This is a genomic window from Paraglaciecola sp. 20A4 (assembly GCF_011378905.1).
Taxonomy (GTDB): Bacteria; Pseudomonadota; Gammaproteobacteria; order Enterobacterales; family Alteromonadaceae; genus Paraglaciecola.
Genome location: NZ_WTPY01000006.1, coordinates 228,835 through 247,215, shown reverse-complemented (window position 1 = coordinate 247,215; position 18,381 = coordinate 228,835). Strand labels below are relative to the sequence as shown.

Here is an 18,381-nt window from a genome sequence, read left to right as displayed (position 1 = left end):
TCTTAGTAAGTTCTAGCTTTCGGTGGGAAAGCTTCGCGTAGTTTAGGTGACATATTTACGTCACGTTTCAACATTTTGTCGCCTTGGGGCAAGTAAACGGAGTGACATAACCAATTTGCGTCATCACGGTCTGGGAAATCGAAACGACTGTGTGCACCACGACTTTCTGTACGGAAGTTTGCTGCAACAGCTGTACTGTATGCAGTTTCCATCAAGTTATCTAATTCAAGACACTCAATGCGCGCGGTGTTGAAATCGCTACTCTTATCATCAAGACGAGCATTTTTTAAACGGTCACGAATTTTGCCTAGCTCTTTAAGACCTTCAGCCATCGCGTCGCCTTCACGGAACACCGAGAAGTTGAGCTGCATACATTGCTGTAAGTCTTTCTTGATTTGCACTGGATCTTCACCTTTACCCGGTTCAGAATTTTCCCAGCGATTAAAGCGCGCTAATGCAGCATCGATATCTTCATCTGTCGCTGGACGGCTGTCGATTTCGTCGATAGCTTTGCCAAGATGTAAGCCTGTCGCGCGACCAAAGACCACCAAATCAAGCAATGAATTACCACCAAGGCGGTTAGCGCCGTGTACAGATACACATGCAATTTCACCACAGGCAAAAAGACCTTGAATGGGTTTTTCATTGCCGTCTGCATCAATGCTTAACGCTTGTCCGTTTACGTTAGTTGGAATACCACCCATCATATAGTGGCAAGTAGGAATCACCGGAATAGGCTCTTTTACCGGATCAACGTGAGCGAAAGTACGAGATAATTCAAGAATACCAGGTAAGCGAGACTCAAGTACGTCCTTACCGAGGTGATCGAGTTTCAATTTACAATGTGGGCCTAAAGGACCGTCAAAACCGCGACCTTCACGAATTTCAGTCATCATCGAACGGGCAACAACATCACGGCCAGCCAAATCTTTGGCGTTGGGAGCATAACGCTCCATGAAACGTTCACCGTCTTTATTTAGAAGGTAACCACCTTCACCACGACAACCTTCAGTGACCAATGTCCCTGCGCCAGCAATGCCAGTCGGGTGGAATTGCCACATTTCCATGTCTTGCATAGGCACACCAGCACGGATCGCCATGCCAACACCGTCACCGGTATTGATATGAGCATTCGTGGTAGAAGCAAAAATTCGCCCTGCTCCACCGGTTGCCAATACGACTGCTTTAGACTTAAAGAATACAACTTCGCCGCTTTCAATATCAATAGCGGTACAACCGACAACGTCGCCGTCTTGGTTTTTAACTAAATCTAAGGCATACCATTCACTGAATACTTTAGTCTTGTTCTTAACGTTCTGTTGATACAACAAATGCAACAACGCATGACCAGTACGGTCAGCTGCCGCCGCAGTTCGTGCACCTTGTTCACCACCAAAATTCTGTGATTGGCCGCCAAAAGGACGTTGATAAATTTTTCCGTTCTCAAAACGTGAGAAAGGTAAGCCCATGTTTTCCATTTCAATAATGGCTTCAGGACCGGTGTTACACATATATTCAATTGCGTCTTGATCGCCAATATAGTCTGACCCTTTTACGGTGTCATACATATGCCATTCCCAGTTATCTTCATGGGAGTTGCCTAGTGCGACGGTAATACCGCCCTGGGCAGAAACGGTGTGTGAGCGTGTTGGAAAAACCTTTGACAATAATGCACAAGATTTCCCTGACTCAGAAATCTGTAACGCTGCACGCATGCCTGCACCGCCGGCGCCAATTACAACTGCATCATACTCGTGAACTGGAATACTCATTTATAAACCCCACAAAACAAACAAACCTACAGCGACATAGGAAAACGCTACTAGATTAATAAAAAATTGCACGACGGCGCGAATACCTGGTGCTTTGACATAATCGGTGAGCACCTGCCAAAAACCAATTCTAATATGCATCATGATTGATAATAGTGCCGCGAACGTGAAAACCTTCATGGCTAACGATGAGAATAGATCATGCCAAATTTCATAGGTTACTGTTGGGGTACTTAGAAAGAACCACAGCATATAAAATGTAAAAGCCGTCATAATGATCGCTGTTGCACGAACGGTGACGAAATCTTGTACGCCATCGCGTTTAAAACTAGCTTGATTAGTTAGCATAATAAAACTCCTACAACGATGGTCAGTACAATCCATAAACCGATAACAATCTTCGCGCTATTATTGCCTGACTCGAGTTCTTCCCAATGCCCCATGTCCATCACCAAATGACGTAAGCCGCCAAGAATGTGATAAGTCAGTGCTGAAATAGTACCGATTGCGATTATCTTACCGATCACTCCGGACATCTGTTCTTGCACAAATGCAAAACCGTCAGGAGAAGATACAGATTCCGCCCAAGCCCAGATCACAAATAACAGCGCAAAAAACATTGCGACGCCAGTAATGCGATGAAGGATAGAAGTTATAGCTGCAGGGGGAAAACTGATTGTATTTAGTTGTAAATTAACTGGTCTCTGCTTTTTCACGTTTTGATGCCCGTTTTACCCGTAGGTTGTCTAGTCATTGTTTGATAGTGTGTTGCACATTATCAATCGCTTAAAGATTATGTGTTCTGCCGCCAAGCCTGTTATCAAATTGTAAACAACTTGTTGCTTTAATTATTCGTGTTAACAATAGCTAGACGACCGTCAGGAGTATATCCAGCAGCGCCAATAAATACAATTGTTCTTCGTTATTAACGGTTTATAATTAAACATAAATAACATACATAATTACGGTGAATAATCAGGGTAGAATGGTTGTGAATAATTATTAAGCATAAATGGTTTTAAATTGACTTATGGCGTCAACCTGAGTACAAATAGCGCCAATTTTCCCCGATAAACATTATATAATACTGTTTATCGCAAACAGAACTTTTCTGAGGAGAGCAATAAATGGCAAACAATAAAGCCACTTTGAAAGCAGGTAACGTAGAGGTCGAACTTCCGATTCTATCAGGCACTGCAGGGAATGATGTGATCGATGTTCGTACATTAGGATCACACGGTTATTTCACTTTCGATCCGGGCTTTATGGCGACAGGTTCATGTGAGTCGTCAATTACATACATCGATGGAGCCAAAGGTATTTTGTTACACCGCGGCTACTCAATCGAAGAGTTAGCGCGTGACGCTGATTATATCGAAGTGTGTTACATGTTGTTACATGATAAAACACCGACCACGGAAGAATATCGTGACTTTAAGGACACGATTACTCGTCATACTTTAGTACACGACCAAGTAAATAATTTCTTCCGAGGCTTTCGTCGTGATGCCCACCCAATGGCTATGTTGTGTGGCACAGTTGGCGCAATGGCGTCATTCTATCACGATGATTTGGACATATCTGATCCTGAACAACGTTTGCGTAGTGCATATCGTTTAGTAGCAAAAATGCCTACATTGGTTGCTATGTGTTACAAATATAACGTGGGGCAACCCTTTGTTTATCCGCGTAACGACCTCTCGTATGCAGAAAACTTCTTGAATATGATGTTCTCAGTACCAGCTGAAAAATACAAAATAAGCCCAGTTGTTTCTCGTGCTGTAGACCGGATATTTACGTTGCACGCTGACCATGAGCAAAATGCTTCTACCTCAACTGTACGTTTGGCGGGTTCATCAGGCGCTAACCCTTATGCATGTATCGCTGCAGGCGTTGCATCTCTTTGGGGTCCAGCCCACGGTGGGGCTAACGAAGCATGTTTAAATATGCTACAAGAGATTGGTACAGTAGACCGCATTCCAGAATTTATTGAACGTGCAAAAGATAAAAATGACCCCTTCCGCTTAATGGGCTTTGGACATCGCGTTTACAAAAACTTCGATCCTCGCGCAACTGTTATGCGTGAAAGTTGCCATGAAGTGCTTGATGAATTGAAAATTGATGATCCTTTGTTAAACGTTGCAATGGAGCTTGAGCGCATCGCGCTTAGTGACCCTTATTTTGCTGAGAAGAAGTTGTTCCCGAACGTAGATTTCTACTCAGGTATCATCTTAAAAGCCATCGGTATTCCAACGAATATGTTCACTTGTATTTTTGCCTTAGCAAGAACTGTAGGTTGGGTATCTCATTGGCATGAAATGCTGAGCCAACCAGGTCAAAAAATTGGTCGACCTCGCCAGCTTTATACCGGTGAAGTACAACGTAAATACAGTAAAATCGAAAAATAATATTCGGATTTACTAACAAAAATAGCGCCAATTGGCGCTATTTTTTTATCTAAAACAAGGTGACTATTAGAGCAGACACCTTATTTTTATACTATTTCAACATGGCTAATAATTCTTTGGTTTTAGCCTGCATCAGTTGGATATCCCCGCGAGACTCAACATTTAACCGAATAACGGGCTCAGTATTTGATTTACGTAAGTTGAAACGCCACTTATCGAACTCAAGACCAATACCATCTGTGTAATCCACAACGTTAGCTTTATCTTCATATGCTTGTAAGATATTCGCGATAGCCGCATCAGGGTCCTGCAATACTGAATTAATTTCACCTGATGATGGGAACGCCGCAATACGCTGGGCTACCATCTCTGACAATGGCTTGTTTTGTAAACACAAAAGTTCAGCAACTAATAACCAAGGGATCATACCTGAATCACAGTAAGCGAAATCTCGAAAATAGTGATGCGCGCTCATTTCACCGCCGTATACCGCGTCGTCTGCGCGCATACGCTCTTTAATAAAGGCATGCCCCGTCTTACTCTTAATGGGTACACCGCCGGCGCTTTTAACAATATCTTCAGTATTCCAATACACTCGCGGGTCATAAATAACTTTCGCACCGGGATCTTTATCAAGGAACGCTTGAGCCAATAGCCCGACAATATAATACCCCTCGACAAACTCACCCGTTTCATCAAACAGAAAACATCGGTCAAAGTCACCGTCCCATGCAATGCCCATATTTGCTTTATGTTTAATTACCGCGTTAGCCGTATCTGCGCGGCTTTCTGGTAATAATGGGTTTGGAATTCCATTGGGGAAATGGCCATCTGGTTCATGATGAATTTTCACAAATTCAATTGGCACACCTTTATTTTTAAAAGCGACCTCTATCGCATCAAGGGCCTTGCCTGCCGCTCCATTTCCCGCATTAACGACTAATTTAAGCGGGGTAAAACCATCGGTATTGACGTAGCTCAGCATATGTTCAACATAAGCATCCATGATAGACAATGCCTTGTATTGACCCGTTGCCAACAATTTTTCAGTCAAAACACTGCATTGACCTTGGACGAAGTCTTCGTCGCTTACAAAAGTGTCAGCATACTTTTTCAGGCTCGCTTGAACATCTGCATCTGTGTAACTTTCAGCAAGTGCTTGAACATCAAATAAGCCAGTATCACCACTGACAGGTCGCGAACCTTCTTTGACCAACTTCATACCATTGTAATCAATAGGGTTATGACTAGCAGTCACCTCAACACCACCATCAACGCCTAAATGTTTCGTCGCAAAGTATATCTCTTCAGTACCTGTCATACCTAAATCACTAACTTCGCAACCGCCGTCAATCAGGCCAGCTGATAAAGCAAGTTTTAAGGGTTGCGATGTTAAACGGATATCACCGCCAACCACCACAGTTTTAGCACTAAAATGCTCGGCAAATGCGCGACCAATTCGATAGGCCACACGCTCATCTAACTGATCGATAAGCTTTCCACGAATATCGTAGGCTTTAAAGCAAGTAATCTTCATTTAATTCATTCCTCGCGACAACATTTCACTACTTAGATTCAACACGACCGTAACGGTCTGAGAAACGAACAATATCATCTTCCCCTAAATAGGTTCCCGATTGCACTTCAATAAGCTCCAATGGAATTTTGCCAGGGTTTTCTAAAGCGTGGATCACGCCTACTGGGATATAGGTAGATTGATTTTCACATAACAACAGCGTTTCGCTACCATTGGTCACCTTTGCGGTACCTGCTACAACAATCCAGTGCTCCGCACGGTGGTGGTGCATTTGCACTGATAGTTTTTCACCAGGCTTAACCATAATACGTTTGACCTGAAAGCGCTCACCATTGTCGATGGAATCATAACTTCCCCAAGGACGATATACTTCACGGTGAAACTCGAATTCAGGACGTTTGTCCGCCTTTAGTTTATTCACCACATTCTTAATATTTTGTACTTTATCTTTATGCGCAACCAATACTGCATCTTTTGTTTCAACTACGACAACGTCGTCTAAGCCCACAACTGATATAAGGCGTTGCTCGGCGTTGATATAGCTATTATGAACGTCATCTAAAATAGCATCTCCGATAATCACATTTTGGTTTTCATCTTTATTTTTTGCCGTTTCCCATAAAGATGACCAACTCCCCACATCACTCCAGCCAGCATCAAGTGGTACCACGGCTGCTGAATCGGTTTTCTCCATCACGGCATAATCGATTGAATCATCTGGACAGGTAGCAAAAATATCTGCATCAACACGCACAAATTCTAAATCAGGGGTTTCGGTTGCGATAGCTCGCTTACATATATCGAGCATATCAGGCGCGTACTTTTCAAGCTCTTGCAAATAACGGCTGGCTTTAAACAAAAACATTCCGCTATTCCAGAAATAATTACCCGAGTCGACATACTGCTGAGCGGTCTCTAAATCTGGTTTTTCAACGAACTCCGCCACATCAAAACCCACTTCTGCTTGCGCAATTTTATCGCCGCTTTTAATATAGCCGTAACCGATATGGGCGCTATCAGGTACGATACCAAAGGTAACTAACTTACCCTGCTCAGCCAACACTTCTGCTTGGGCTATCGCTTTATGAAAGGCTTCTGTGTCGTTGATAAGATGATCAGCGGCAAGTACTAATAAAGTTGGATCTTGACCGTTTAAAGAGGCATGCAAAGCCGCCAGTGCGATAGCAGGGGCGGTGTTACGTCCCATAGGTTCAAGTAAAATGCCACCGTGTTGCACATTTTGCTGTCTTAATTGCTCAGCGACCAAAAAGCGATGGGAATCATTACAGATGACAATAGGGCTTTCAGAATGCGTTCCATCAAGTCTGGCGACGGTGTCTTGTAACATGGTCAAGTTTGAGGTCAAACGCAAAAATTGCTTAGGCAACGCTGCGCGAGATTTTGGCCATAAACGGCTTCCACTACCACCGGCTAAAACGACAGGTTTCATTTAACTTTCCTTTTTATATACTTGAAATTGAACATGACTAAAATTTTCTGCGTGAATAGTATTAAAAGCGGTGCTCATATTCAACGAACTATCAGTTTATATTGAATTAAAGCCAAACTTAGCGACTTTTAATAGCATTCTTCATAATATTTCGCCTTGAATCATCAAATAAATTGAATGGCAATCGCTTGCAAAAGGCATCTCCTGCCCTGATATACTTGCCGATTAATATTCTAATATAGCGGTTCTTTTTTACTATGAGTCAATTTCCCCAACGCTTTGGCGGCACACAACGTTTATATGGTGTAAATGAAACGGAAACATTGCGCAATTCACATGTCTGTGTTGTAGGTATTGGTGGTGTCGGTTCATGGGTCGCAGAAGCCTTGGCTCGAAGCGCGATTGGCCATATCACCCTGATTGATTTAGATGATATCTGCGTAACCAACACCAACCGGCAAATTCACGCCCTGCAAAATACCATTGGCGATGCAAAAGTCGATGCAATGCGTGAACGAATTCAGCTAATTAATCCAGATTGTAAAGTGGATGTCATAGAAGATTTTGTCACCCCTGAAAACGTAACTGATTTGCTCAATAAAGATATGACATATGTGGTTGAAGCGACTGACAGTGTTAAAGCGAAAGCCGCGATGATCGCACACTGCAAACGCAATAAAATTCCTATTATCACCGTTGGCGGTGCGGGTGGGCAGATTGACCCTACCCAAGTGGCGGTAACTGATTTAGCAAAGACAATTCAAGACCCGCTGGCCGCTAAACTTCGGTATATATTGCGCAAGGAATACGGATTTACCACCAATTCAAAACGCCGCTTTGCCGTTGAGTGTGTTTTTTCCACCGAGCAGTTACGGTATCCCCAACCCGATGGTTCCGTGTGTTCAACCAAAAATTTGACCGACGGAAGTGTCAAACTCGATTGTAACAATGGTTTCGGCGCATCTGTGGCAGTAACTGCCACATTTGGTTTTGTGGCTGCAGCTCGCGTAATGCAAAAAATTATTGATAAAGCACAAAAGAAAGCACTGATAGCCTAAAATAAATAAATGAATTCAATGTTTTAATTTATAGCATAAAAGAATTTAAGCGGATTCTACTAGGCGGTACTTTTTAATATCTAAATAGACACTCGCCGTTAACCATATGCCAATGACACTGAGTAAAAATACACTGTTTTCTGCCAGCTGCATTACCTCTTCACTTAGGCTAGATGTAGCAAAAATTAGCACTAGGTAGTAGGGTAAATTTAGTAAACCTGCAAACCATACTACGTTAAATGGACGGCGCAGAGCGCCTTGATTGAACATATAAAATGCCAGTGAATTAATGTGTATCATCGCAATCAGTAGGTACTTAATAGAATACTGAGTTTTGGCATATTCTCCTTTTTGCTTGTTGGTAGGGGTTTTAGTCTCTGGAATACTGGCAAAGCGCCGACCGAGCGAATAATTAATGATGGATCCCAGCGTCGCAGCAATAACCATGGATAAGGTCAGATATATAATGTCATTCCAGTCCGGTTTAGCTAACACCACAAGCAAAACTGCAAAAAACTGTCCTGGAAAATAAAAACCAACATAAACAATTGATTCAAGCAGAATAATTGCCAAAATCAACACATAGAAATAACCGTCAAAAAAACTTTTCAACTCCTCGAGCAACGTCATTCCCGAAGGCACCACCCCAAAATGGATTAAAATTAACATCAGTCCCAAAGCAAGTAAGGCTGATAGTGGTAGAAAAGATTGAAAGCGCATAAGTTTTAAACCGAAGTATAACTGATTAGAAATTACGTCAATTCAACGATTTAAGATCAACTTAAGTTGTTTTTCGGTACAACTACCCCTAGCATAGGGCTATCCTTTCTAAAAATTAGAAACCTAATGTATCGTGCGAAAACGACTATTGAGCAGTGGCGGATCCTTCAGGCAGTTGTCGATTTCGGAGGTTATGCACATGCCGCCAATAAATTAAATAAGAGTCAATCGTCTTTAAACCACGCAGTGGCTAAGCTTCAAGATCAACTTGGGGTTAAGCTATTGGAAGTCAAAGGACGCAAAGCTTTTTTAACTGCAGCGGGTGAAGTCATGTTGCGTCGTTCACGCCATCTTTCGCAAAACGTGCAAGATTTAGAAGAGTTAGCGGGAAATATCAATCAAGATTGGGAGCCTGAAATTACCATAGCAGTAGACTTGGCATATCCGAAAAAGTTGCTCTACCCAGCATTAAAGGCGTTTTATCCTGAAAGCCGCGGCAGTCGTTTACGTATTATTGAAACGGTTTTAACCGGCACAGAAGAAGCAATAACCCAGGGCTGGGCAGATTTAGCGATCTCACCTATGATGCCTAAAGGTTTTTTAGGGGAGCCTATTGCTGAATGCGCCTTGTATCCGGTCTGTCACCCTGATCATGAATTAGCTTCGCTGACCGGACCGATCGATTTAAACGACTTACAGCAACACTTACAACTTGTTATTAAAGATACATCCAGTTCGCCTAGTGAAAAACAGGGGTGGCTTAAGTCTGAACAACGCTGGACAGTCAGTACTTTTGAAACCGCAGTAGATCTACTGCTCGAAAACATCGGCTTTTGTTGGCTACCAGAGTTCATTGTAGATCACTTAATCGAGCGTAAAATTCTGCATCGTTTACCCATCAAAGGCAGCAGTTTTAGGCCTTTGATATGTTATGTCATAAAACCTAAGCCAGATTCTTGTGGACCAGGCTCAAACTTATTGTATAAAACATTAATTAACCAAAGTCCTTTTAATAACCCTTTAGTACAAAAATAAAACAAATTTGGAGACCAATATGCAGATGACGACAGAAGAGCTAACCCAGTTAATGATCGATAGCGCACAAAATGCGATCGAAACTACAGAGCATGAGTTTGGTATCGTACTCGATGAAACTGAGCAAAGCCTTAGTATTGTTGACGATGTCATACTAAGCTGGTTAAGTAAATATAACTCCCAAGCGCTAGAAGACAACGCGGTATTTACCATTTGCAATATATACGGAGCCTATGTCGGCGAACTATTTCGCCATAAAGTGGGTGGCTTTTGGAAGTACGACGAATCTGATAAACGCGCCCCCTATGTAGTATTAGAATACGCAGGAAATACCTACGCATTTGCGGGTATTTGTTATCAACGCTTAGTAAATGATAGCCAAATAAGCATCAAAAACTACTTTGAACAAGCGGTAGCAAACAATCTACAGTAAGATTAATCGCCCCCATTAAAGGACTGTGTCAGACGTACTCAATTGGGTAATAACATGGCTACGAAAATAGTATTTATTGCTGGATAGAGTTTGTCGTATAGATAAAAACATTTAGCCTCTAACAGATGCTAAATGTTTTTATTTACAGAAAGACTTATTTAGACGGTTCGGTTAAGACTGGTGCTCGTGACCAGTCATGGCTCAAAAATGATATATGTTTGTTATTTTTTATCCAATAAAGATATATGCCATCAAGTAGAATGGTCAATGCGATTAACCATGAAAAGCCCCAGTTTTGCTTCGATGCCATCACCAAATGAAAACCTATATCTGTCACCAAACTCAATAATATTAAAGGCTTGATAGCTCTAAATAATATTTTGCCGTACCCATCCCAAATTTTAGTCCTAAAACTGATCATCAATACAACTAAAAAACTCGGAAACGCAATCATTAAACTACTGTAAAAATAACTATTGTGGGGATAAAAAAGGGCTAATAATGCTCCGCTATCTTGGCGAAAAGTAAGGGATGCAACAAAAACCCAGATTGGGCGACAAATATAGAACAAGCACCAAAGCAATGATTTAGATGGTTTTACGCGTCCTGCATCATCGTAGTATTTAAGGGGAAGTAATAGGCGCATTGAACTTAGCTCAATTACTCGGAGGAAGTGATTTAGCAAAGTGGTGACTAGAAATCACAAACCCTTCACGTAAATAAAATTTATGGGCAGCAAAACGTTGCACACCAGAGTCGAGGCGTAATTGCCCGCAACCGTGTTGTAAGGCATTCTGTTCTAACCATTGAAGCATAATCGCACCGACGCCCAATGAGCGCTGTTGTATATCAGTAATTAAATCATCCACGTACATGTGTTTGCCCCAAGCGAGTTTATGACCAATGATAAATCCAGCGACCCCACTTAGGGTTTTATCGCGAAAAGCTTGCAGTATCTGGTAGCCAGATTGTTGCTGGCAAATCACCTGCTCAATAAATTCACTTTGATTAAGGTGGGGCCTAAGCTGATACATCAATGGGTAACATGCAGATATCTGCTTTTCAGTCGTGGCTAAACTACAAGTGACATTTTTCATGACCTATTCATGGGCCTTTGCTACAAATGAATCTCGCATATCAGCTAATACATCTTCAATGTCAGAGAATCCTTCGACTGAGATATAAATACTCATCTGGCTTTCAATCGAAACATACTCGCCTACCCTTGCGAGAAACTGGGTATCATTCAATGCACTCTGCACCCGGTCAAAAAATTCACGGGCTAAGGCTTCATCGATGTTACGCAGGCAAACCACAAATTGCTCGTTGCCCACTCGGCCGACAACATCTTCTTCTCTGGTGACTTTTAGTAAGCAATGAGACACGGCTTGTAGCGCTTTTTCACCGGCCGTATGACCATGCTTCCCTTGTACTGTTCGAACGTTACTGATGTCGATTAGCGCTAAAGCATTAATCCGACCGTTCTGTGCGGGTGGTAGGCGCTTCATCATGCCTACAACCGCACGCTCATTATATAAGCCTGTTAATGTATCGCTACTCACATTTTTGATATAACGCTTCACAATAAAGAAGTAAACCCCCGCCAATAACAAAATAAACGCTAATGTTAACATGACTATCGAACGGTATTTTTGCGTTTCCTGTTGTTCCAATTCATTTTCAAGGGAGGTAATCTGACTATGTAAATTAGCCACACCCAGTACCCTGCCAGAACGTTGCTGATCTAGTATCTGTTTAGTAGTAAGCCCTACATATAGATCAAATACGCCTTGGGCTTTGACCAGGTTGTCGGTGTAAAAATAGGCATTGGCCATAACCCAAAGATAATCTCGCCGCGCTAAAAACTTTCGATGCTGAGAGTCGCTTAAGGCCTCTTGCTCTTGAATGAAGGCTTCTACACATGTTTTGTTATTATCATAAATGCACAGCGCAATTCCGTATAACTTGGCATTACGGTGGATGATGTCACTACTGACTTTGGGTAGATAAAAATTCAGCTTTAACAGACTGTTGCGTAAATTTTTGTACTCTTGTAAACGGAAATAATAGCGGCTTTCAGCATAATGTAACCACGCATTTGTGAGCGGTGTATTAACTGTTAAATTAGCCCGCCTGAATATTTCGATATGCTGTTTAGCCGCAACAAAATCACCACTGGCCATATTGGCACTAATAGCACTGATAAGCGTAGCCAATTGATTGTTCGTTGCATAAACCTCAAGCCCCATATAGTAAGACTTTAAGTATTGCTCTGCGGCCAACTCATTTTGCCCAATACCGCCGTATAGCAATCCAATATTATTATGAATATGCGCAATAGCAGCGACGTCATCCAACTCAACAAATTTTTCCAATAATGAATAGAGTTTGCCCAACTTCACGGAAATATCAGCGCCATCTTGATTGCATACCGTTATCAGGCCCAGTTGAGCACTGAGGTAAATATCCGAATAACGGTCTCGGGCCAACGACTCAGCTTGAGAATAATAATCACAACGTTTAGGATTTTCCTGAACATCAAAAATGAACCCCAATTGATAAACAGCCCCAGCATATAAAGCACTATTTTTGTCGATTGAGTCGTCGTTAAAGAGCTGCTTAAGAATATCTCGAGCGTGTTCGTATTGCCCAACACAGATTAGTGCATGAGATTTTATTAGGTTCAGTCTATCGAGCTGGCCTTTGTCCAAATCATCAGTTGCAAGATAATTATCGAGCGCAAGATTAATGTCGCTTCTGGGGCAATCATATGTAGCGGCTTGGGCGGCAATAATAAATTTTTCAATATCTTCGCTTTGCTCAGCATAAGCGTAAGACGTACTCAACCAAACAAAGACGCTTACCGCCAACAACACTTTCACAAAATCACCAAATCATTAGACTAAAGTAGGGGATAAACAATAGAGGCTCAGAAAAAATTTATCCACCACTATATCGGCTGCAGTGCACAAAAATCGTGCATTACGGCGATAAAACGAAGCTGATAGATGTCCACTTTGGTCAGACGTTCAAAAATCAAACAAATTAACTATTGTAAAGTATCTGCATAGGCAAAAATTGCCGGGGCACCACCGGTATGCCAAAAAAGTACATTACTATCTGCTTTGAATTGCTTACGACGGATCATATCGATTAATCCTCCCATCGCCCTGCCGGTATAAACAGGGTCAAGCAAAATGCCTTCGTACTGAGCACATAACGCAATCGCTTCGCGTTCTAAGCTTCCAACTACGCCATACCCTTGACCAATGTAATCATCAACCAAGTGTAGATCTTCTATTGACCCGCTGTAATCGATAGCAAATTGAGAGGCACTTCGCCCAATCAATCGCTGTAACTGACTTTTGTAAGTATCTTTACCTTGTTCGTCTTTATCGATATTAATGCCTATAATATTGCTCTTACCATTGTTAATCTGCTTACCAAGAACGAGTCCACAGTGTGTTGCCCCGGAGCTTGAGGCAAAAACAATGTCGGAAAATTCCAAGCCCTGAGCGAAAGAGGCGCACTGCATCATCAATTCAGAGTAAGCATGAACAAAGCCCAACGCACCAATGGTATTTGAACCACCATAAGGCACAACATAAGGCTTCTTACCTTGAGCGCGCAACTGTTTTACCAACGCAGGAATATCCTCACCTTTACGCTTTTCACCGCTCCAATGGATGCGCGCAGCGAAAAGATGGTCGAGTAATAAATTGCCATTCGCTACATCAGGCGCCTGCCCACCTAGCACTAAATGGCACGTTAAGCCTAATTTCGCTGCGCCGGCTGCCGTTTGACGGCAGTGATTAGACTGGGCTGCGCCGGCGGTTATAACACAGTCACATCCTGTCGCTAATGCATCCGCCAGTAAATATTCAAGTTTGCGAGTTTTATTGCCACCGAGAGCTAATCCGGTCAAATCATCGCGTTTGATATAAATTTGAGGCCCCCCTAAATGCGCAGAGAGCCGCGTTAACTTATGAAGCGGTGTTGGGAATACTCCCAATTCAATTTTATCTATTGCATTTATCGACATGTATGCCCCACGAAATATCGCGTTTAAGGAGATGTTAGTAGACCCACCAAGGCCTATTATCACTAAGGTAGTTGTTTGCTGTTAACAATATAATGCGATTACAAACTGAAACCGCAACGCCCAGTTTGCACCTGTAACTGCATTAGGCAGCGTTTAATTCCTTAACCAATCTAATCACAGGAGGCATTAAAGAATACTTGGGTCTGCCAACAATCGCTTTAAGTCTTCAGGCGTATCAATTCCGGTAGGTGGTGTTTGACGAGCAATATCCACATGTATTTTTTCACCGTGCCACAAAACACGAAGCTGTTCTAAGGATTCAATTTGCTCTAAGCCAGAAGGCGACATATTCACATATTGCTTTATAAATCCAGCTCTGTAGGCATAGATACCTACATGACGAAGGTAATAGTCACCAATTTCATCAATGCTGTCTTCATCCAAAAAACGAGCACGGTCGTAAGGGATCGTCGCTCGCGTAAAGTACATCGCGTACCCCTGCTTATCTAACACAACTTTTACCACATTGGGATTAAACGCTTCTTCCACGTCAACAATTTTAACGGCAAGAGTCGCCATTTCAGCCTGCTGATGATGATGAAGATTTTCAGCTACCTGTTGTATATTCGCTGCGGGGATAAATGGCTCATCGCCTTGCACATTGACCACAATTTCTTGCGCCAACATATTTTGCATTTCAACCACTTCCGCAAGACGTTCAGTACCAGACTCATGATGAACACCCGTCATACAATATCGACCACCAAAGTCACTGACAACTTTAGCAATCCGCGCATCGTCCGTAGCCACAATAATATTGGATGCACCGGATTCAATCGCCCTTTGATACACATGCTGAACCATTGGCTTGCCATTAATTTCAACTAAAGGTTTGCCGGGAAATCGCGTTGATGCATAACGCGCTGGTATGATTACATTGAAATTCATGTTGTCGTCCTACTTAGTGATGTTCTCTAATTCTTCACTGGATAACGCCAGCGCTTCAGTTTCAAGCAGCACAGGAATGTTATGTTCAATAGGATATGCGAGACGATCAAATCGACAGACCAAGCGCTCAGTTCCCGCCGTAGCTTTATCTAGAATAAGCGTACCTTTGCAAACTGGACAGGCCACAATTTCAAGTAATTTTTTATCAAACGCCATGTTCATCTCACTTTTTTGTTACGTAATTTTGTTAATAATTGTTGGTCAAAATCTTTGTCGAGCTTGGCTTTAACCGGCAGATACCACCAATCGTGATAAGCAAATTGCCGACACTTAACCGCATCTTTTTCTGTCATTAACACACGTTCTTGTGGCAAATCGCCCTCTTGAAAATCATGATGGTCTACGAAACTTAGACATTCTTTTATCACGACAGTGTGTTGCTCTAGTAAATGATAAAAACGCTGGGGATGACCAATGCCTGCCGCCGCAACAATCGGCGAATCAAGCTTGTCTAACGACAAACGCCGATCGGGATATTTCAAATTCACCAATTGCCCAGGTACAAGTTGCATCGAGTATTCGTCTCCCGAAGCATGCTCACCATTAGTTACCACTAAATCGACTTCGCTAAGCCGAGCTCTTGTTTCGCGCAGTGGCCCACAAGGCATCAAAAAATGATTACCAGTGCGGCGTTTACCGTCCATCACCACTATTTCAATATCTCGTTGCAGTGCATAGTGTTGTAAGCCATCGTCACAAATAATGACATCGCAATGATGAGTATCAATCAAAAACTGCGCACCTCTGGCCCTTTTGGGATCAACCACCATTGGGCACGTTATGTGTTGTTGGATTAATACGGGTTCGTCACCTACTTCGCTCGGTTCGCTGGTTGATGTTACTGTGCATGGGTATTGGTCGCTATGTCCACCATAACCGCGACTCAATACGCCTGGCTGGTAACCATTTTCAGTCAAAAGCTGGGCTAAATGGACTACCATAGGCGTTTTTCCATTCCCACCAACGCTAATATTTCCCACAATAATAACGGGAGCTGAAACCTTTATTGATGCCTTTAATCCCACTGAATAAGCTAATTTACGTGCGCAAGATACAAACCAAAACAATACAGTTAAAGGAAAAAGTACAATAAAAATAGGCCATTTATACCAAGGGTGCTGATACCAAACCCGTTCTATTATTCTCACGATGCGATTGGCCCGTCACCAAATTGTAATTTGTGTAATTGGGCATAAGCACCATCTTGAGACAGTAATGCAGCATGGCTACCCTGCTCTAAAATACAGCCTTTTTCGATAACTAAAATTTGGTCCGCACTTTCGATAGTAGAGAGGCGATGAGCAACCACAATACTAGTGCGGTCTTGTTGTAACGTTTCCAATGCATCTTGAATCAACCGTTCTGATTCAGTATCAAGTGCCGAGGTCGCTTCATCAAGGATCAGCACCGGAGCATCTAATAAGACCGCTCGGGCAATCGCTAGGCGTTGACGTTGCCCACCCGATAACATCAAGCCATTTTCACCGATAAGGGTATCCATACCTTTCGGTAATTGATCAATAAATTCTAATGCATGAGCGGTTTTGGCAGCCGCTAGAATCTGCTCAGGCGTAACCCGACCTTCAGAGCCATAGGCAATATTATTCGCAATAGTGTCATTAAATAGGGTCACATGTTGCGACACAAGTGCAAACTGACGTCGTAAATCTTTCAGTTTGAAATCTTGCAACGGCACATCGTCAAGTAAAATAGTGCCTTGCTCTACATCGTAAAAACGTGTCAACAAACTCGATATTGTCGATTTTCCACTGCCAGAGCGGCCTACTAAGGCGAACATTTTACCCGGCTCAACAGTGAACGACATATCGGTTAAAGCCGCATCATCTTTATTAGGGTAGTGAAAGGTAACGTCCCTAAACTCTAACTTACCTTTGGCTTTATCGAGTGCTTTTGTACCAGTATCTTTCTCGATAGGGTTATCAAGTATAGAAAAAATACTCACACATGCGGCCATACCTTTTTGAAACTCACTGTTAACGGTTGTTAGCTGTTTCAATGGTTTAAGTAACATGGTCATCGCCACTACCACAGTAACAAAAGTACCCGGAGTCAAATCAGTAATAAAATTAGGTTTACTGGATATATACAACACTACCGCAAGTGCTACTGATGCGATAACTTGAATCGATGACACGCTTAAAATCTGTGCTATGACTAATTTCATATTTTGTTGACGGTTGTGATTATTCTTCTTTGCAAAGCGCGATGCTTCTAGATCTTGGCCACCAAACATGAGTACCACTTTATGACCCTTAATTATTTGCTCTGCAGAAGAGGTTAAATTGCCCATCGCGTGCTGAATATTCTTACTAACCAAGCGAAAACGTTTACTGACGCTCGAAACAATCACCGCCACCAAAGGACCAATTAAAATAAACACTAACGCTAATTGCCAGGAGTGGTAGAACATCCAAAACAATAATCCAAATACCAAAGCCCCTTCTCTGACTAACGTCAAAAATGCTTTGCCAGCAGCGCCAGCCACTTGCTCAGTGTCGTATATCACTTTTGAAATCAGCTGACCTGATGGATGATGATCGTGGAATGCAACAGGCAAGTGCATATACTGATGAAATAGTTGCTCCCGCATTTTCATTACCACCTGACTTGATATCCAAGAAAGGGTGTAGGTGCCCATAAAATTAAATATGCCTCGGGCGATAAACACCGGAATGACAAAATATGCAGCTAAGCGCAGGTAGTCATAATCCCATTTCCCACCGTTACCATCAATAATGGGTTGCAGTAGAGAAATCACGTAAGCATCGATCAGCGAGTAGCCCACCATACCAATAATGGCAACAGCAAAAGCCAACTTGAAGTCTTTTAGATAAACGGCGAAGCGTTTGAATACATTTTGAGACGGTAAATTATGTGTCATGAAAGCGCTATAATTC

Annotated in this window: 18 protein-coding genes; 4 read left to right on the top strand and 14 right to left on the bottom strand. The window is 42.4% G+C overall.

Features of this window, described 5'->3' with window-relative positions; all coding sequences use genetic code 11:
* Positions 1-2: 2 nt before the first annotated feature.
* From sdhA to sdhC, 3 genes are read right to left on the bottom strand one after another with little or no spacing between them, the layout of a single operon-like run.
* A complete protein-coding gene (sdhA, locus tag GQS54_RS09355; RefSeq protein ID WP_166423720.1) occupies positions 3-1,772 on the bottom strand; it encodes a succinate dehydrogenase flavoprotein subunit in 1,770 nt (589 codons plus the stop codon).
* Positions 1,773-2,120, bottom strand: a complete 348-nt coding sequence (gene sdhD, locus GQS54_RS09350) for a succinate dehydrogenase, hydrophobic membrane anchor protein (RefSeq protein WP_166423719.1) — start codon at positions 2,118-2,120, stop codon at positions 1,773-1,775.
* Positions 2,114-2,488 (bottom strand): succinate dehydrogenase, cytochrome b556 subunit, encoded by a 375-nt coding sequence (gene sdhC, locus GQS54_RS09345; RefSeq protein ID WP_158769633.1) that lies wholly within the window; start codon positions 2,486-2,488, stop codon positions 2,114-2,116. Before sdhC ends, sdhD begins: the two co-directional genes overlap by 7 nt.
* 411 nt (positions 2,489-2,899) lie before the next feature.
* On the opposite strand from sdhC, the gene gltA reads away from it, so the two are divergent.
* Complete coding sequence (gene gltA / locus GQS54_RS09340) at positions 2,900-4,180, top strand: citrate synthase (RefSeq protein ID WP_166423718.1); 1,281 nt, start codon at positions 2,900-2,902, stop codon at positions 4,178-4,180.
* A gap of 91 nt (positions 4,181-4,271) precedes the next feature.
* Here the strand turns inward: gltA and GQS54_RS09335 are convergent, their stop codons facing one another.
* Both GQS54_RS09335 and GQS54_RS09330 read right to left on the bottom strand, forming a co-directional pair.
* Positions 4,272-5,717: a phosphomannomutase CpsG gene (locus GQS54_RS09335; protein WP_166423717.1), complete on the bottom strand. Its 1,446-nt coding sequence runs from the start codon at positions 5,715-5,717 to the stop codon at positions 4,272-4,274.
* A 28-nt stretch (positions 5,718-5,745) separates the two neighbouring features.
* Positions 5,746-7,167 (bottom strand): mannose-1-phosphate guanylyltransferase/mannose-6-phosphate isomerase, encoded by a 1,422-nt coding sequence (locus GQS54_RS09330; protein WP_166423716.1) that lies wholly within the window; start codon positions 7,165-7,167, stop codon positions 5,746-5,748.
* Between the two features lie 257 nt (positions 7,168-7,424).
* Here GQS54_RS09330 and tcdA point away from each other — a divergent pair, with 257 nt between their 5' ends.
* Positions 7,425-8,225, top strand: coding sequence for a tRNA cyclic N6-threonylcarbamoyladenosine(37) synthase TcdA (gene tcdA, locus GQS54_RS09325; RefSeq protein WP_166423715.1), 801 nt, complete (start codon positions 7,425-7,427; stop codon positions 8,223-8,225).
* A 45-nt stretch (positions 8,226-8,270) separates the two neighbouring features.
* Here the strand turns inward: tcdA and GQS54_RS09320 are convergent, their stop codons facing one another.
* Positions 8,271-8,945: a hypothetical protein gene (locus GQS54_RS09320; protein ID WP_166423714.1), complete on the bottom strand. Its 675-nt coding sequence runs from the start codon at positions 8,943-8,945 to the stop codon at positions 8,271-8,273.
* A 126-nt stretch (positions 8,946-9,071) separates the two neighbouring features.
* Between GQS54_RS09320 and GQS54_RS09315 the strand changes: the two genes are divergently transcribed.
* Both GQS54_RS09315 and GQS54_RS09310 read left to right on the top strand, forming a co-directional pair.
* The gene (locus tag GQS54_RS09315) at positions 9,072-9,980 is read left to right on the top strand and encodes a LysR family transcriptional regulator (protein WP_166423713.1); all 909 of its coding nucleotides are present in this window, start codon (positions 9,072-9,074) and stop codon (positions 9,978-9,980) included.
* A gap of 19 nt (positions 9,981-9,999) precedes the next feature.
* Positions 10,000-10,413, top strand: a complete 414-nt coding sequence (locus tag GQS54_RS09310) for a hypothetical protein (RefSeq protein WP_166423712.1) — start codon at positions 10,000-10,002, stop codon at positions 10,411-10,413.
* A gap of 154 nt (positions 10,414-10,567) precedes the next feature.
* On the opposite strand, the gene GQS54_RS09305 is transcribed toward GQS54_RS09310, so the two are convergent.
* The 8 genes from GQS54_RS09305 to msbA form a co-directional block, all read right to left on the bottom strand.
* Positions 10,568-11,059: a DUF2919 family protein gene (locus tag GQS54_RS09305; RefSeq protein ID WP_166423711.1), complete on the bottom strand. Its 492-nt coding sequence runs from the start codon at positions 11,057-11,059 to the stop codon at positions 10,568-10,570.
* A 10-nt stretch (positions 11,060-11,069) separates the two neighbouring features.
* Positions 11,070-11,510 carry a GNAT family N-acetyltransferase gene (locus tag GQS54_RS09300; RefSeq protein WP_166423710.1) on the bottom strand — a complete coding sequence of 147 codons (441 nt, stop codon included), beginning with the start codon at positions 11,508-11,510 and terminating at the stop codon, positions 11,070-11,072.
* A 3-nt stretch (positions 11,511-11,513) separates the two neighbouring features.
* Positions 11,514-13,295: a GGDEF domain-containing protein gene (locus GQS54_RS09295; RefSeq protein ID WP_166423709.1), complete on the bottom strand. Its 1,782-nt coding sequence runs from the start codon at positions 13,293-13,295 to the stop codon at positions 11,514-11,516.
* Positions 13,296-13,462: 167 nt separating this feature from the next.
* Positions 13,463-14,455 carry a D-cysteine desulfhydrase family protein gene (locus GQS54_RS09290; RefSeq protein ID WP_166423708.1) on the bottom strand — a complete coding sequence of 331 codons (993 nt, stop codon included), beginning with the start codon at positions 14,453-14,455 and terminating at the stop codon, positions 13,463-13,465.
* A gap of 186 nt (positions 14,456-14,641) precedes the next feature.
* The gene (gene kdsB / locus GQS54_RS09285; protein WP_166423707.1) at positions 14,642-15,403 is read right to left on the bottom strand and encodes a 3-deoxy-manno-octulosonate cytidylyltransferase; all 762 of its coding nucleotides are present in this window, start codon (positions 15,401-15,403) and stop codon (positions 14,642-14,644) included.
* A gap of 9 nt (positions 15,404-15,412) precedes the next feature.
* Positions 15,413-15,619, bottom strand: a complete 207-nt coding sequence (locus GQS54_RS09280; RefSeq protein WP_166423706.1) for a Trm112 family protein — start codon at positions 15,617-15,619, stop codon at positions 15,413-15,415.
* 2 nt (positions 15,620-15,621) lie between these two features.
* Positions 15,622-16,611, bottom strand: a complete 990-nt coding sequence (gene lpxK / locus GQS54_RS09275; protein ID WP_166423705.1) for a tetraacyldisaccharide 4'-kinase — start codon at positions 16,609-16,611, stop codon at positions 15,622-15,624.
* Entirely contained in the window at positions 16,608-18,365 is a 1,758-nt protein-coding gene (msbA, locus tag GQS54_RS09270) for a lipid A export permease/ATP-binding protein MsbA (RefSeq protein ID WP_166423704.1), read from the bottom strand. The genes lpxK and msbA overlap by 4 nt, the downstream gene beginning before the upstream one ends.
* Positions 18,366-18,381 lie beyond the last annotated feature (16 nt).

Coding starts and splice junctions, on each gene's coding strand:
- sdhA (WP_166423720.1), bottom strand. CDS start 1,772: ATGAGTATTCCAGTTCACGAGTATGATGCAGTTGTAATTGGCGCCGGC.
- sdhD (WP_166423719.1), bottom strand. CDS start 2,120: ATGCTAACTAATCAAGCTAGTTTTAAACGCGATGGCGTACAAGATTTC.
- gltA (WP_166423718.1), top strand. CDS start 2,900: ATGGCAAACAATAAAGCCACTTTGAAAGCAGGTAACGTAGAGGTCGAA.
- GQS54_RS09335 (WP_166423717.1), bottom strand. CDS start 5,717: ATGAAGATTACTTGCTTTAAAGCCTACGATATTCGTGGAAAGCTTATC.
- GQS54_RS09330 (WP_166423716.1), bottom strand. CDS start 7,167: ATGAAACCTGTCGTTTTAGCCGGTGGTAGTGGAAGCCGTTTATGGCCA.
- tcdA (WP_166423715.1), top strand. CDS start 7,425: ATGAGTCAATTTCCCCAACGCTTTGGCGGCACACAACGTTTATATGGT.
- GQS54_RS09320 (WP_166423714.1), bottom strand. CDS start 8,945: ATGCGCTTTCAATCTTTTCTACCACTATCAGCCTTACTTGCTTTGGGA.
- GQS54_RS09315 (WP_166423713.1), top strand. CDS start 9,072: ATGTATCGTGCGAAAACGACTATTGAGCAGTGGCGGATCCTTCAGGCA.
- GQS54_RS09310 (WP_166423712.1), top strand. CDS start 10,000: ATGCAGATGACGACAGAAGAGCTAACCCAGTTAATGATCGATAGCGCA.
- GQS54_RS09305 (WP_166423711.1), bottom strand. CDS start 11,059: ATGCGCCTATTACTTCCCCTTAAATACTACGATGATGCAGGACGCGTA.
- GQS54_RS09300 (WP_166423710.1), bottom strand. CDS start 11,510: ATGAAAAATGTCACTTGTAGTTTAGCCACGACTGAAAAGCAGATATCT.
- GQS54_RS09290 (WP_166423708.1), bottom strand. CDS start 14,455: ATGTCGATAAATGCAATAGATAAAATTGAATTGGGAGTATTCCCAACA.
- kdsB (WP_166423707.1), bottom strand. CDS start 15,403: ATGAATTTCAATGTAATCATACCAGCGCGTTATGCATCAACGCGATTT.
- GQS54_RS09280 (WP_166423706.1), bottom strand. CDS start 15,619: ATGGCGTTTGATAAAAAATTACTTGAAATTGTGGCCTGTCCAGTTTGC.
- msbA (WP_166423704.1), bottom strand. CDS start 18,365: ATGACACATAATTTACCGTCTCAAAATGTATTCAAACGCTTCGCCGTT.